Source organism: Nocardia sp. NPDC051463, from assembly GCF_040681975.1.
Taxonomy (GTDB): Bacteria; Actinomycetota; Actinomycetes; order Mycobacteriales; family Mycobacteriaceae; genus Nocardia.
On sequence record NZ_JBFBAB010000007.1, the window covers coordinates 152,750 to 165,926 of the forward strand.

15 protein-coding genes are annotated in these 13,177 nt (G+C 64.8%); 10 read left to right on the forward strand and 5 right to left on the reverse strand.

Annotated features, from left to right (window positions below):
• Nucleotides 1–26: 26 nt before the first annotated feature.
• On the reverse strand, nt 27–800 hold the full coding sequence (locus tag AB0M74_RS13050) for an acyl-ACP thioesterase domain-containing protein (protein ID WP_364905753.1): 774 nt from the start codon (nt 798–800) through the stop codon (nt 27–29).
• A 140-nt stretch (nt 801–940) separates the two neighbouring features.
• On the opposite strand from AB0M74_RS13050, the gene AB0M74_RS13055 reads away from it, so the two are divergent.
• The gene (locus AB0M74_RS13055; protein WP_364905756.1) at nt 941–1,141 is read left to right on the forward strand and encodes a hypothetical protein; all 201 of its coding nucleotides are present in this window, start codon (nt 941–943) and stop codon (nt 1,139–1,141) included.
• Nucleotides 1,142–1,150: 9 nt separating this feature from the next.
• Here the strand turns inward: AB0M74_RS13055 and AB0M74_RS13060 are convergent, their stop codons facing one another.
• Nucleotides 1,151–2,308: a transglycosylase SLT domain-containing protein gene (locus AB0M74_RS13060; protein ID WP_364905759.1), complete on the reverse strand. Its 1,158-nt coding sequence runs from the start codon at nt 2,306–2,308 to the stop codon at nt 1,151–1,153.
• Complete coding sequence (locus tag AB0M74_RS13065; protein ID WP_364905762.1) at nt 2,305–2,601, reverse strand: type VII secretion target; 297 nt, start codon at nt 2,599–2,601, stop codon at nt 2,305–2,307. Before AB0M74_RS13065 ends, AB0M74_RS13060 begins: the two co-directional genes overlap by 4 nt.
• 160 nt (nt 2,602–2,761) lie before the next feature.
• Between AB0M74_RS13065 and AB0M74_RS13070 the strand changes: the two genes are divergently transcribed.
• The 3 genes from AB0M74_RS13070 to AB0M74_RS13080 all read left to right on the forward strand — a co-directional run bounded on the left by AB0M74_RS13070 (nt 2,762) and on the right by AB0M74_RS13080 (nt 6,153).
• Nucleotides 2,762–3,736 (forward strand): NADPH:quinone oxidoreductase family protein, encoded by a 975-nt coding sequence (locus tag AB0M74_RS13070; RefSeq protein WP_364905765.1) that lies wholly within the window; start codon nt 2,762–2,764, stop codon nt 3,734–3,736.
• Between the two features lie 85 nt (nt 3,737–3,821).
• On the forward strand, nt 3,822–4,931 hold the full coding sequence (locus tag AB0M74_RS13075) for a winged helix DNA-binding domain-containing protein (RefSeq protein WP_364905768.1): 1,110 nt from the start codon (nt 3,822–3,824) through the stop codon (nt 4,929–4,931).
• Nucleotides 4,932–5,553: 622 nt separating this feature from the next.
• A complete protein-coding gene (locus AB0M74_RS13080) occupies nt 5,554–6,153 on the forward strand; it encodes a hypothetical protein (protein WP_364905771.1) in 600 nt (199 codons plus the stop codon).
• A 170-nt stretch (nt 6,154–6,323) separates the two neighbouring features.
• Here the strand turns inward: AB0M74_RS13080 and AB0M74_RS13085 are convergent, their stop codons facing one another.
• Nucleotides 6,324–6,848, reverse strand: a complete 525-nt coding sequence (locus AB0M74_RS13085; protein WP_364905773.1) for an Lrp/AsnC ligand binding domain-containing protein — start codon at nt 6,846–6,848, stop codon at nt 6,324–6,326.
• A 148-nt stretch (nt 6,849–6,996) separates the two neighbouring features.
• Between AB0M74_RS13085 and hppD the strand changes: the two genes are divergently transcribed.
• Nucleotides 6,997–8,199, forward strand: a complete 1,203-nt coding sequence (gene hppD / locus AB0M74_RS13090; protein WP_364905776.1) for a 4-hydroxyphenylpyruvate dioxygenase — start codon at nt 6,997–6,999, stop codon at nt 8,197–8,199.
• Nucleotides 8,200–8,211: 12 nt separating this feature from the next.
• Here the strand turns inward: hppD and AB0M74_RS13095 are convergent, their stop codons facing one another.
• Nucleotides 8,212–8,430 (reverse strand): hypothetical protein, encoded by a 219-nt coding sequence (locus tag AB0M74_RS13095; RefSeq protein WP_364905778.1) that lies wholly within the window; start codon nt 8,428–8,430, stop codon nt 8,212–8,214.
• Between the two features lie 127 nt (nt 8,431–8,557).
• On the opposite strand from AB0M74_RS13095, the gene AB0M74_RS13100 reads away from it, so the two are divergent.
• The 5 genes from AB0M74_RS13100 (at nt 8,558) to fusA (ending at nt 13,133) form a co-directional block, all read left to right on the forward strand.
• A complete protein-coding gene (locus AB0M74_RS13100) occupies nt 8,558–9,085 on the forward strand; it encodes a DUF3558 domain-containing protein (RefSeq protein WP_364905779.1) in 528 nt (175 codons plus the stop codon).
• Between the two features lie 11 nt (nt 9,086–9,096).
• A complete protein-coding gene (locus AB0M74_RS13105; RefSeq protein WP_364905781.1) occupies nt 9,097–9,663 on the forward strand; it encodes a DUF3558 domain-containing protein in 567 nt (188 codons plus the stop codon).
• A gap of 370 nt (nt 9,664–10,033) precedes the next feature.
• Complete coding sequence (rpsL, locus tag AB0M74_RS13110) at nt 10,034–10,408, forward strand: 30S ribosomal protein S12 (protein WP_019049359.1); 375 nt, start codon at nt 10,034–10,036, stop codon at nt 10,406–10,408.
• 1 nt (nt 10,409) lies between these two features.
• Nucleotides 10,410–10,880 carry a 30S ribosomal protein S7 gene (gene rpsG / locus AB0M74_RS13115; protein WP_040739280.1) on the forward strand — a complete coding sequence of 157 codons (471 nt, stop codon included), beginning with the start codon at nt 10,410–10,412 and terminating at the stop codon, nt 10,878–10,880.
• A gap of 150 nt (nt 10,881–11,030) precedes the next feature.
• Nucleotides 11,031–13,133, forward strand: coding sequence for an elongation factor G (fusA, locus tag AB0M74_RS13120; protein WP_364905782.1), 2,103 nt, complete (start codon nt 11,031–11,033; stop codon nt 13,131–13,133).
• Nucleotides 13,134–13,177 lie beyond the last annotated feature (44 nt).

Here is a 13,177-nt window from a genome sequence, read left to right on the forward strand (position 1 = left end):
GACAGCAGCTACTGCGGTGGGCCGCCTCAGGCGGGCAGCGGCATGATGCGAACCACCGTGGTGGTGGTGCCGCCGACGACGAACCACAGCCGCAGTACCGGGTGACCGGATCGGTCACCCGGTTCATAACGGCTGCGCACCGTCACATGCTGACGCGCGAGTACCGGCGCCACGTACTCGATCACCGCACGGTGCGGTGCGGCGACCAGCTTGGGGTACTCGGCGAGATACTGCTCCACCGCCTGCCAATAACAGGCGTTGTTGACGTGGTTGTACTGGTCGATGTCGGTGGCGCGCACCGGGAACGGCATGTCCGTATCCGACTCCGCCGGCGTGGTGTCGGTGAGATACGGCCGCCAGCGCAGCCGATGCTCGGTGGTGGTCTGTGCCAGGTAGGCCAAGCCGTCATCGCTGATCCGCGCGGGCATGTTGTTCGACTCACTGATATTGATCCAGAAGCCCTCGGTCTCGATCAACCCACCGTTCGAGCTGGTCACCCGCACCCGCATGTTCGTCCACCTGGTCGACATGCTCGAACACCACCGCAGCAGCTGCACCTTGTCCGGCCAGAGAATCGGCCGGATCACGTCGATAACAGTGCGCCGGACAATCCAGTTCGGATCGGTTCGGTTGAGGAAGGTCTGCTCCAGCTCTTCGCCCGCAATGTCCTGCAGATAGCGGGCGACCGCATCGAATCGCAAGCGGTTGTACGGATCTACATCGCCAGCCCGCAGAGGCCACGCCGAAGCAAACCCCATGCCCTCCTGGGGAAGCGGGGCGAGTGGCTGTTCGAGTGACACTGGTGCTCCTCGCGCTGCACGTTGTGCCGCGTTCTCGTGCGGTGCTTGTTCTGAGATGACTTTACGGGTTGTACGTCACACCCTCGCGGCGAGTCGCCTGTACTCCCGCATATGTCATCTCAGCAGGCAAAATAGGCGCTATGACCGACTCAGACCTCCCCGGGAAACTCGGCAGACCCGCCGAACGAGCCCTCGCCGCGGCCGGAATTCAGCGCCTCTGCGACCTCACCTCATGGACCGAACGCGACGTGGCCGCGTTGCACGGTGTCGGGCCCACCGCCATCGTCAAGCTCCGCGCCGCGCTCGCCGCGAACAATCTGACCTTCGGCCCGACCAGATAGCACCGGCGGTCAGTAACCCTGATACGCCCCGCCGCTGTTGACGGCGGCCACACCCGGAACATTGGACAGCGAGCCGTACCGGTCGATCGTATAGCGCGTACCGGCGATGATGTTGTCGACCGGGTCGTAGATATCGTCGTGGCCGGGTGCTTTGTACGCGTTGAACGTGCTGTCGATGGTCTGCATCAACCCCTTCGAGGGGTGACCGGCGGCCGCATTGCTGTCCCAGTTGTTGACGATCTGCGGGTTTCCGCCGGACTCGTGCTCGATGATCATCGCGAGCGCGCGCTCATCGATCTGATCGGGGCTGTAGCCCATCGCGATCAGTTTCTCTTTGGCCTTCTTGATCCATTCGGCGACATCACCGGAGGGCATCGGCCCGGTCGGGGAGCCGGAACTGGTCGGGGAGCCGGAACTCGGGCTGCCGGTAGACGGCGTTCCCGAGGACGAATGGGAGCCACCGCCACCGCTGTTGTTGTGATTGCCGCCGGTCGCATAGTTGGGCTTGCTCGAGGCGACGGGTGTCGCGGTATCGGTCGCGGCCGGTGTGGTCGGCGTCGGTGCGGGTGTGGTGCCGGATTTCGGTTCGCCGAGGGCGTCGTAGGCGGCCTGTAGGTTCCCCACAGCCTGGGCGACCTGCGTTTTCGCCTGTTCCGCAACGCTTTCCGCCTGCTGCAGCGCGTTGGTGATATCGACCTGCCAGGTTGCCGCATCCCGAAGAATGCGCAAAGACTCGTCCACCCGCTGCTGGCCGTTCATCAGTGCGCAGACCTTCGCAATCCGGTCGTCGGCCGTGACGGTTCCATTGGGCTCGACCTTGAAACCGGGTACGGGTTGCGCCCCGTCCTGGGCGGCACTCGGCGCGGTGGCCAGGTCGCGTAGCTGCAGCACCTTGGTCTTGGCGTTCTTCAGGTTGTCCACCTGGGAGGTGAACGCGGTATGGAGGCCTTGCAGTGCCGCGCTGACGCTGCCCGCGCGCGTCTGTTCGATGTCCATCCGCGCATTCGCCGCGGTGGCGGCAGCGCCGGACCAGGTCAGCGCCCGGGTCTTGTCGGAGCCGCCCTTGACCGCGGTGTCCAGCTTGCTCGCCATTCCGTCGGCGTGATCGCCCGCGGTGGTCAGCTGGTCGGGCGCCCACTTTTCTACATCAGGAATGGTCAGCGTCATGACACCTGTAGTCCGATCGTGCGGAGTTTCGCAGCGAAGTCGTCTTCGGTCAGCTCGTATGCGCCCGCCGCATTGTGCATATTGCCCGCGACGGTCGTGAGACGCTCACCGATTCGCTGCAGGCAACGGTTGACCACATCGGTTGCCTGCTGCACAGTGCCGCCGAATTCGGTGCCCGGCAGTGCATTGCTCGCGACGCCGAAGCCCGCCCCCTCGTTGAACTTCTGAATGGCGCCCGCTTCGGCATCGAGGTTCGTCGCGAACGATTTCAACGTTTCCGGATTGACCTGCATAGGAAATCCCCCTTCCCGCCCGACCATAAGTCGCGGCCAGCATAACAAAATGCGCTCGTCCGGACAGGTGCGCCGAAGTGGGTATCGGGCGCTGCGCATTATGTTGGTCACAGCGTCGCCGGCGAGTTCCGCGTCGGCGAGTGGACAGAGAGGTCGGCACATGCGCGCAGCCCAGCTCAGCAAGTTGGAGGGGCCCGAAGCGATCGAGATCGTGGAGATCCCGGAGCCCGCGAAGTATCCGGGGGGCGTGGTCATCGACGTGCATGCGGCGGGGGTGGCTTTTCCCGATGTCCTGATGACGCGTGGTCTGTACCAGATGAAGCCGGAGCTGCCGTTCGTCGTCGGTGGCGAGGTGGCGGGCATCGTTCGGGAGGCGCCGGAGGACGCGCACGTCAAGGCGGGTGATCGGGTGGTGGCGCTGACATTGCTCGGCAACGCCATGGCCGAAGTCGCTGTCGCGCCCACTCAGATGGTGTTCCGCCTGCCCGACAACGTGTCGCTGGAGGCTGGGGCAGGAATCCTGTTCAATGACCTGACCGTGCATTTCTGCCTGCGCAACCGCGGCAGGCTCGCGGCGGGCGAGACCGTGCTCGTGCACGGTGCCGCGGGCGGCATCGGCACCTCGACGCTGCGGATGGCGGTCGCGCTCGGCGCGGGCCGGGTGATCGCGGTGGTCAGCACCGAGGAGAAGGCGGCGGTGGCCCGCGCCAACGGTGCCACCGATGTGGTCTTGACCGAGGGCTGGCTCGCCGCGGTCAAGGAACTGACCGGCGGCCGCGGTGTGGACATCGTGCTGGACCCGGTGGGCGGTGACCGTTTCACCGACAGCATCCGATCGCTGGCCTCGGCGGGCCGCCTGCTGGTTGTCGGCTTCACGGCCGGCGAAATCCCGACGGTCAAGGTGAATCGGCTGCTGCTCAAGAACGTCGAGGTGACCGGCGCGGCCTGGGGCGAATGGGTGATGACGCATCCCGGCTACCTGACCGAGCAGTGGGCCGAGGTCGAACCGCTGCTCGCCTCCGGCAAGATCGCGCCGCCGGACCCGGTGCGGTACCCGCTCGAGCAGGCCGCCGCGGCGGTCGCGTCACTCGACAATCGCACCGCCACCGGCAAAGTCGTGGTTACGGTGCGCTGAGAATGTCGGTGCGGCGCCGTACCCTGAGCGAGTCATGAGGCAGGCCCACCTGTCGCCCCACCACCCTCAGAGGAATCGCGGCACGATGCTGTCCAATCGGGTATTGAACCGGACCCTGCTGGCCCGCCAGCATCTGCTGGAGCGCTCGTCGCTGACCACGCCCGAGATGTGTGATCATCTCGTCGGGTTGCAGGCCCAGGACTCGACACCGCCGTTCGTCGGATTATGGAGCCGCATAGCGGATTTCGATCCGGCGACGGTGTCGGCAGGACTCGAGGATCGCGCGCTGGTTCGCATCACGTTGATGCGCGGCACAATTCACCTGGTCACGCCGCCGGATGCCTTGCGCATCGCACCGCACGTGCAGCCCGAGCTCGAAAAGGTCCCGTTCCGTAAGGGGTTCAACTATGGCGCGATGGTCGGACTCGATCCCGAGGAGGTCCGCGCGCGTGGCGAGCGGGTGCTCGGGGACGAGCCGATGTCGGCGGCGGACCTGCGCGCACAGGCGGCCGAGCTGTGGCCGGATCGGGACGCGGGCGCGGTCGTGCAGACCTGGCTCTATCAGCTGCCGGTGCTCCAGACTCCGCCACGCGGGAAGTGGAAGGACAACAGCAGACCGGTCTGGTCCCGGGTCGAGCCGTGGCTCGGTGCGCCACTGGATCCGACCTATCCGTTGGCGGAGTTGGTTTTCCGGTACCTGCGTGCCTTCGGTCCGGCCAGCACCATGGACATGCAGACGTGGTCGAAGCTGACCGGCATGAAGAAAGCGGTCGAGCTGCTGGGCGACAGGTTGCGCACCTACACAGACGAGCGTGGTCGCACCCTCTACGACGTCGCCGACGGGGTACTGGCCGACGCCGATCTGCCCGCCCCGGTGCGCCTGCTCGGCTGGTACGACAACGCGCTTCTCTCGCACCAGGATCGGAGCAGGATCGCGCCCGACGGCCGGCCGGTGCCGCTGCGCGCGTTTGCCGCCGCGGTGTCGCCGGTGCTGCTCGACGGCTACCTTTCCGGGTTCTACAAGATCTTCCCGGAGAAGGGCGTCGCCCGCCTGCGCATCACTCCGACCAGGAAGTGGTCGTCGGCCGAGCGTCGGGCTGTCGAGGCCGAATCGCATGCGCTGCTGGGGTTTTTGGAGGCCGACAAGCAGCCGCGCGTCGAGATTCTCGAGGTGGACGCCGACCTGCGCCCCTGATCGCGTTGTCCCGCGAGCAGGCAGGCACAACTCGCTGACGAACCGACCCGCTCGGAAGCCCTGGCCCACCGCTACCGCGGCGACATGAGGTTCGATGCCGGTGCCCCGATCGTGAAGCAGATACGCCTTGATCCCCGAAATCTCATGCGACAGTGTGTAACTGGTCCGAATGCGGTCCTGATAGCAATCGCGGTGGCGCAGGAAGTGAGGGAGATCCATCGCAGGCCCGTCGCCACGTCTGATCCTGGTGTGAATCATGGAGTGCTTTGTGTCGGACATCATGCCTGCACTGATGACGCAGGCCACCAGACGAATCGGCAATGCGACCGATAGTGCGACGAGAGAGGTCAGCAGCTTCGTCCGCGGTTTCGGTTGGGAGAGTGGCGAATCTGCTCGTCGGCTGGTGCGCGGTGATACGGACGGTGGAGTCGCGGTCCGCCGTGCCTGGGACACTCCCCCGAGCGGCACAGTCGATCAACCGTCTATCGCTGACACCCTCGTCGACGATGAAGGGTTCGACCGCCCACCGATCCCACTCTACGGCCTCGATCGAAACAATCATTACATCGAGTTCGCCTTCGAGCAGGTGCGGAGCGTTCCGGTGAGGTCGCACGACGGGAGAATGATCGGTGTGTCGTTCCCCAGCAAACGGGGTGACATCACATTGATTCAGCAATGGGCACGCTCGCGGCACACCTCGAGCAACAAGGAGTATTACCCGAGGTGGGCAGTCTCGGAAGTGGCGACTCGCAGGCGGCGCGGTACGCCCTTGCGCGACTCTTCGCCGGAGACAGCTCCGTGGTACGACGCCGAAAACGGGTTGGAGCCGACTGTCCTGAATGCGCATGCCAGTGGGACTGGATATTCGATCAAGGTCAAGAATCTGCAGATCCAGAAATACGATGTTGTCCACGTCGATGGGATCGTTTTCGGTCGTCTGGCCGAGCAGAGCAACTACTTCCAGCGGGCCTGCCAGCTGCATCCGGGTAGCTCATTGCTGCAGGTGTCGTGCAGCCCTGCCGCGGCTGGCGGGGATGCACACGCGCTACTCGCCAGATATTTGCATGGCAACGGTTTCGCCGGAGACGTCTGGGCCGCCCGAGACCTCATGTCTACCAGTCGTGACGGTAAGATAGGCGCGCTGGCCTCGATCGATCCGGATGGCTCCATGATCCCGCCCTTCGTGGTTAGTCGTGCGCCGCGCTCATCGCCGACCACTTGACCGCCGAGGGCAATAATTGAGCACACGCTCGGCAGCGTGCATGGGCGTTCTGTCCTCGCCCGGCCCGAGGTGATCGTCACGGATCCCTCGGTATTGCGTATCCGCTGGCTTGCTGCTGTCGGTATTCGGCATCGAACCCGTTGAGACAGCTCAGGCCACGAATTGGTCGACTATCGCTCGTGGGCGTCGCGGTAGGCGGGGGCCTTGGTGGTGCCGGTGGGGGTCAGGGTGCGCAGCAGCGGCAGCGTGCGGCGTTGGATCACCGTCGACAGCACGATGACACTGTGTGAGCGCACTACCGAGCTCGTCCGATCGATGCTCAGCAACACCGATTGCAGGCCGGCGTGCGAGTCGGCGCCGATCCGGCACAGCACGTCGCCGGATCCGGTGGTCGCGTAGGCCTCCAGCACGCCGGGAATCGCGTCGAGCTCGGCGGCGACGGTGTCGAGCGCACCCTGCGCGATCTCCAGCGTGACGAACGCCTGCACATCGAAACCCGCGGCGGTGACGTCGATTTGCGGGTCGTAAGAGGCGATGACCCCGGATTCCTCCATCCGGCCGATCCTGGATTGGACGGTGGCCCGTGCGACCTTGGTGCGGCGCGACAGCTCGAGAATTCCCGCCTTCTGGTACTCGTGCATCGCGGCCAGGATGGCGAGATCGAGTTCGTCGAGTTTCGCCGGCGTGTGCGACATGTCGGCCTCCGTTCGTGGCGCGGGTTGTGCTCGGTGATGCTATTCAAATTGTCCAGCATCTTGTGGGTCTTGCTAGCCGAATTCGCCAGAGTGTCTATCGGAATCCACCGCTATTGCCTACCGCCATAGGGGACGATTTCCTTGGATCATGACCATCGAGAACCTGCCGAATTCCCGGCCGACGGCCCGACCCACCGACGGTGAGCTGCGCAGGCTCGTCGGACTGGTCGAGCACGACGACAGCGTCGATCCGTTCCCCGTCATCGGGTGGGACGCCCTGGTCTGGGTGGTCGGCAACGCAACGCAGACCGCGCACTTCCTGGAGTCCGCCTTCGGTATGCGGCTGGAGGCCTACGCGGGACCGGAGACCGGCAACCGTGACCACAAGGCGTTCGTGCTGCGCAGTGGTGGCGCGCGGTTCGTGATCACCGGTGCGGTCGATCCGGACAGCCCGCTGGTCGGCCATCACGACCGTCACGGCGACGGCATCACCGATATCGCACTCGAGGTCCCGGACGTGGACCGCTGTATCGCTTGGGCGCGCACCCACGGCGCGACGATTCTGGTCGAACCACACGATGAGACAGACGAATTCGGCACAGTCCGCTCGGCGGCCATCGCCACCTACGGCGAGACGCGGCACACGCTGGTCGACCGTTCCAAGTACTACGGACCCTATCTGCCCGGCTATGTCGCCCGCCGCTCCATCTATCAACCGCGCGCGGGTGCGCCGGTGCGGCTGTTCCAGGCGATCGACCATGTCGTCGGCAACGTCGAGCTCGGCATGATGGACCAGTGGGTCGAGTTCTATCGGCGCGTCATGGGTTTTACGAATATGGCCGAATTCGTCGGTGACGACATCGCGACCGAATACTCCGCGCTGATGAGCAAGGTGGTCGCCAATGGCAATCACCGGGTGAAGTTCCCGTTGAACGAGCCCGCGCTGGGCAAGAAGCGTTCGCAGATCGACGAATACCTCGAGTTCTACCGCGGGCCCGGCGTGCAGCACATCGCCCTGGCCACCAGTGACATCCTCACCTGCGTCGACACCCTGCGCCGTGAGGGCGTCGAATTCCTGGAAACGCCGGATACCTACTACTCCGACCCCGAATTGCGCGCCCGTATCGGCCATGTCCGCGTGCCGGTCGACCAGTTGCGGCGTCGCGGCATCCTGGTGGACCGGGACGAAGACGGCTACCTGCTGCAGATCTTCTGCAAGCCGCTCACCGATCGCCCGACCGTCTTCTTCGAACTGATCGAGCGACACGGTTCGCTCGGCTTCGGCAAGGGCAACTTCAAGGCTTTGTTCCAGGCGATCGAACGCGAACAGGAAGCCAGAGGCAACCTGTGAGGTAGCGCCGAGTCAGGACGCCGAGAGGTTGTAGACCTCTTTGCCATTGATCACGATCGGCTGGCAACGAGCATGGGGATTCCCATGGTTGTGATACCAATTCGCGTGATCGAGGCAGTCGCTCGGCCAGTAGTAGCGGCCGAGGAAATTGCCTCCAGCGGAGGTTGTTCCCGCGAGGCCGCCCCACAGCCCCGCAATGATCAAGACAGCAACGGCCGATTTCATCAGCATGGGTTCCCCCCAATTGCTCACGCGGTGAAGCACTTTGATGATAGCGAGCGCAGCCGCGCTGCGGAACCCGCCGCGGCTGCACCGTCATGTCCGGCCGGGTGGGGTGTCGATGGGTAGAGTTCACGGCATGCGGATTCCGTCGGCAATCGTCATCGGTGCGGCCTTGGCCTTGGCACTGTCGGCATGCGGTTCGGGCGGCGACTCCGATTCGTCGAACACACCACTGCGTCCGCCGCCGAAGGTCGCCACCCTGGGTCCGTTCGCCGGCGAGTGCGGCCATGTCACCGACGACGAGGTGCGCGAAATCGCGGGTTTGGCGCAGCTGTCCCGGGTGTTCAAGAACTCGGTCGGCTGCAATTGGCAGTCCGCGGGACAAGGTTCGACCAGCGTCACCTTCGCCGGGTATCGAGGCAGCCCCATCGATCGGGAACGGGCGTGGGTGACCACTCAGGGGCGTGGCGTGGAGAAGATCGAGGTCGGTGGCCGCGTCGGATTCCAGGCGCTGGAGCCCGGCAGCACGGTCTGTGATCTCGCCGTGCAGCTCGACGACGACTTCTTCGAATGGTCGATGTCGTTCGGTCTCTTCGCGGCGACCGGCAATCCATGCGACCGGATGCACAAGCTCGCCGAGCTGACCGTGCAGCGGCTGCAGTGAGGGAGTTCGCGATGAGTCTTCGTGCCCGTTCGACAACTCGCGGCCTGATCGCCGCGCTGGCCGTGTTCGGGGTCGCCGTTTCGGTCGCAGGCTGCGGGCACACGGTGCCCGGGTCCGCGCATCCCGCCGGATCGGGGACCGGATCGTCGGTCAATACGAACTTCGACAAGCTGTTGCGCGAGTGCGATGCCGTCTCGATGGACCAGATCGGCAAGGCGGTGGGCGAGGGCGCAGACGCCGGGGCGTCGTTCTACGGCGCGGTGTGCATGTGGGACGTCGACAATGCGCCCGGCGGTACCGCCATGGTGACCCTGAACTGGTACGAGGTCGGCTCGCTGAACAACGAGAAGACCAACAACGACAAACTCGGCTACCTCACCAACAACATCACCGTGCAGGGCCAGCGGGCGCTGCAGACGCACCGTCCCAACGATCCCGACTCCTGCGGTGTCAGCGCCAGCGCGGCCGACACCGGAGTGGTCGGCTGGTGGATCAATTACCGTCCCGGCTCCGGCCATCCCGACCCGTGCGTCGGTGCGCAGAAACTCGTCGAATTGACCCTGAATATCGCGAGGTAGGTACCCTGGAATCGAACTGCTGGTCGTGGTGGTTACCCACCCCACTTTGACCCTGTGTCGCGACCACGAGTATCGTGGATCGCTGTGCCCGGAAGCATGCGGGCAAGTTCGTGTGTGGACGTAAGCCAGCGAAAGCGGCTGACCTTCCTGGCGTGCCCGGAAAATCGGTCCTGCTCCGCGCGCGACACGCCCGACCTCGGGACGCGAGAAACGCGGCTGGGCGTGCGGGTGAAAGCTCGATGACAGCGGCGTGAACGACGGGCCCGGAGGCGGTAGCTTGCGTGACCACGGAGGGCGCCGAGAACGCCGCCAACTGAACACCGACATGAAGTTCCAGACACCGCGTTAACTAATTAAGGAAAGCCGGTCTATGCCAACCATCAACCAGCTGGTCCGCAAGGGTCGTCGCGACAAGGTCTCCAAGACCAAGACCGCGGCCCTCAAGGGGAGCCCGCAGCGCCGTGGCGTGTGCACTCGCGTGTACACCACGACCCCGAAGAAGCCGAACTCCGCGCTGCGTAAGGTCGCGCGTGTTCGCCTGACCAGCGCGGTCGAGGTCACGGCCTACATCCCGGGCGAGGGCCACAACCTGCAGGAGCACTCGATGGTGCTCGTGCGTGGCGGTCGTGTGAAGGACCTCCCCGGTGTCCGCTACAAGATCATCCGTGGCTCGCTCGACACCCAGGGTGTGAAGAACCGCAAGCAGGCCCGCAGCCGTTACGGCGCCAAGAAGGAGAAGAGCTGATATGCCACGCAAGGGCCCCGCACCCAAGCGTCCGCTGATCAACGACCCGGTCTACGGGTCGCCGCTGGTCACTCAGCTGGTCAACAAGATCCTGCTGGACGGCAAGAAGTCCACCGCCGAGCGCATCGTCTACGGCGCGCTGGAGCAGGCACGCGAGAAGACCGGCACCGATCCGGTCGTCACCCTCAAGCGTGCGCTGGACAACGTCAAGCCCGCGCTCGAGGTGAAGCCTCGTCGTGTCGGTGGCGCCACCTACCAGGTGCCGGTCGAGGTTCGTCCCGGCCGCTCCAACACCCTGGCGCTGCGCTGGCTGGTCAACTACTCGCGGGCTCGCCGTGAGAAGACCATGGTCGAGCGTCTTGCCAACGAGCTGCTCGATGCCAGCAACGGCCTCGGCGCTTCGGTGAAGCGTCGCGAGGACACCCACAAGATGGCCGAGTCCAACCGGGCCTTCGCGCACTACCGCTGGTGACGTCTGCCCGGCCCGTCGTTATTGGGTCGGGAGGCACAGCCGGACGCGGCACTTACCGCCGCTTCCGGCGTTGACATAGTGACGACCACAGGGTCGTCCCCGAAAATCCCAACTAGCTAATCAGAACCAAGCAGAGCGGGGAAGATTTCCGTGGCACAGGACGTGCTCACCGACCTGAACAAGGTCCGCAACATCGGCATCATGGCCCACATTGATGCGGGCAAGACGACCACAACTGAACGCATCCTCTTCTACACCGGCATCACCTACAAGATCGGTGAAGTCCACGATGGCGCAGCCACCATGGACTGGATGGAGCAGGAGCAGGAGCGTGGTATCACCATCACCTCCGCGGCAACCACGTGCTTCTGGAACAACAACCAGATCAACATCATCGACACCCCCGGGCACGTCGACTTCACTGTCGAGGTGGAGCGGTCGCTGCGCGTGCTCGACGGCGCCGTCGCGGTGTTCGACGGCAAGGAAGGCGTCGAGCCGCAGTCCGAGCAGGTGTGGCGTCAGGCCGATAAGTACGACGTGCCGCGTATCTGCTTCGTCAACAAGATGGACAAGCTCGGCGCGGACTTCTACTTCACCGTGCAGACCATCAAGGACCGTCTCGGTGCCAAGCCGCTGGTGATCCAGCTGCCGATCGGCGCCGAGGACACCTTCGAGGGCATCGTCGACCTGGTCGAGATGAACGCCAAGGTCTGGAAGGGCGAGACCAAGCTCGGCGAAGAGTACGAGGTTGTCGAGATCCCGGCCGACCTCGCGGACCAAGCGGAGATCTACCGCCAGGAGCTGCTGGAGACCATCGCCGAGTCCGACGAGGCGCTGCTCGAGAAGTTCTTCGGCGGCGAGGAGCTCTCGATCGACGAGATCAAGGGCGCCATCCGCAAGCTCACGGTCAACTCCGAGCTGTACCCGGTGCTCTGTGGTTCCGCGTTCAAGAACAAGGGCGTCCAGCCCATGCTCGACGCGGTCATCGACTACCTGCCCTCGCCGCTGGACGTGGAGGCCACCACCGGCCACGTGCCCGGCAAGGAAGAAGAGGTGCTGACCCGGAAGCCGAGCGCCGACGAGCCGTTCGCCGCCCTGGCGTTCAAGATCGCCGTGCACCCGTTCTTCGGCAAGCTGACCTACGTCCGGGTGTACTCGGGCAAGGTCGACTCCGGCGCCCAGGTCATCAACTCGACCAAAGGCAAGAAGGAGCGTCTGGGCAAGCTGTTCCAGATGCACTCGAACAAGGAGAACCCGGTACCGGTGGCCTCCGCGGGCCACATCTACGCGGTGATCGGCCTCAAGGACACCACCACCGGTGACACCCTGGCCGATCCGCAGAACCAGATCGTGCTCGAGTCCATGACCTTCCCGGACCCGGTCATCGAGGTCTCTATCGAGCCGAAGACCAAGTCCGACCAGGAGAAGCTGGGCACCGCGATCCAGCGCCTGTCGGAAGAGGACCCGACCTTCTCGGTCAAGCTCGACCAGGAGACCGGCCAGACCGTCATCGGCGGCATGGGCGAACTCCACCTCGACATCCTCGTCGACCGTATGCGTCGCGAGTTCAAGGTCGAGGCGAACGTCGGCAAGCCGCAGGTGGCCTACCGCGAGACCATCACCAAGAAGGTCGAGAAGCTCGAGTTCACCCACAAGAAGCAGACGGGTGGCTCCGGCCAGTTCGCGAAGGTCATCATCGCCCTCGAGCCGTTCGTCGGCGAGGACGGTGCGACCTACGAGTTCGAGAACAAGGTCACCGGTGGTCGCGTTCCGCGCGAGTACATCCCTTCGGTGGACGCGGGCGCGCAGGATGCTATGCAGTACGGTGTGCTCGCGGGCTACCCGCTGGTGAACCTGAAGGTCATCCTGCTCGACGGCGCGTACCACGACGTCGACTCCTCGGAAATGGCGTTCAAGATCGCCGGCTCCCAGGCACTGAAGGAAGCGGCCCGTAAGGCCGGTCCGGTGATCCTCGAGCCGCTCATGGCGGTCGAGGTCATCACGCCCGAGGACTACATGGGTGATGTGATCGGCGACCTGAACTCCCGCCGTGGCCAGATTCAGGCCATGGAGGAACGCAGTGGTGCCCGTGTCGTCAAGGCGCTGGTTCCGCTCTCGGAGATGTTCGGTTACATCGGTGATCTGCGGTCGAAGACCCAGGGCCGGGCGAACTACTCCATGGTGTTCGATTCGTACGCGGAGGTTCCGGCCAACGTGTCGAAGGAGATCATCGCCAAGGCGACCGGCGAATAATCCGACGGGGCAGGCCGCACGGCTTGCCCCATCAGCCGGGAGTC

Coding starts and splice junctions, on each gene's coding strand:
- AB0M74_RS13055 (WP_364905756.1), top strand. CDS start 941: ATGACCGACTCAGACCTCCCCGGGAAACTCGGCAGACCCGCCGAACGA.
- AB0M74_RS13060 (WP_364905759.1), bottom strand. CDS start 2,308: ATGACGCTGACCATTCCTGATGTAGAAAAGTGGGCGCCCGACCAGCTG.
- AB0M74_RS13065 (WP_364905762.1), bottom strand. CDS start 2,601: ATGCAGGTCAATCCGGAAACGTTGAAATCGTTCGCGACGAACCTCGAT.
- AB0M74_RS13070 (WP_364905765.1), top strand. CDS start 2,762: ATGCGCGCAGCCCAGCTCAGCAAGTTGGAGGGGCCCGAAGCGATCGAG.
- AB0M74_RS13075 (WP_364905768.1), top strand. CDS start 3,822: ATGCTGTCCAATCGGGTATTGAACCGGACCCTGCTGGCCCGCCAGCAT.
- AB0M74_RS13080 (WP_364905771.1), top strand. CDS start 5,554: ATGATCGGTGTGTCGTTCCCCAGCAAACGGGGTGACATCACATTGATT.
- AB0M74_RS13085 (WP_364905773.1), bottom strand. CDS start 6,848: ATGTCGCACACGCCGGCGAAACTCGACGAACTCGATCTCGCCATCCTG.
- hppD (WP_364905776.1), top strand. CDS start 6,997: ATGACCATCGAGAACCTGCCGAATTCCCGGCCGACGGCCCGACCCACC.
- AB0M74_RS13095 (WP_364905778.1), bottom strand. CDS start 8,430: ATGCTGATGAAATCGGCCGTTGCTGTCTTGATCATTGCGGGGCTGTGG.
- AB0M74_RS13100 (WP_364905779.1), top strand. CDS start 8,558: ATGCGGATTCCGTCGGCAATCGTCATCGGTGCGGCCTTGGCCTTGGCA.
- AB0M74_RS13105 (WP_364905781.1), top strand. CDS start 9,097: ATGAGTCTTCGTGCCCGTTCGACAACTCGCGGCCTGATCGCCGCGCTG.
- rpsL (WP_019049359.1), top strand. CDS start 10,034: ATGCCAACCATCAACCAGCTGGTCCGCAAGGGTCGTCGCGACAAGGTC.
- rpsG (WP_040739280.1), top strand. CDS start 10,410: ATGCCACGCAAGGGCCCCGCACCCAAGCGTCCGCTGATCAACGACCCG.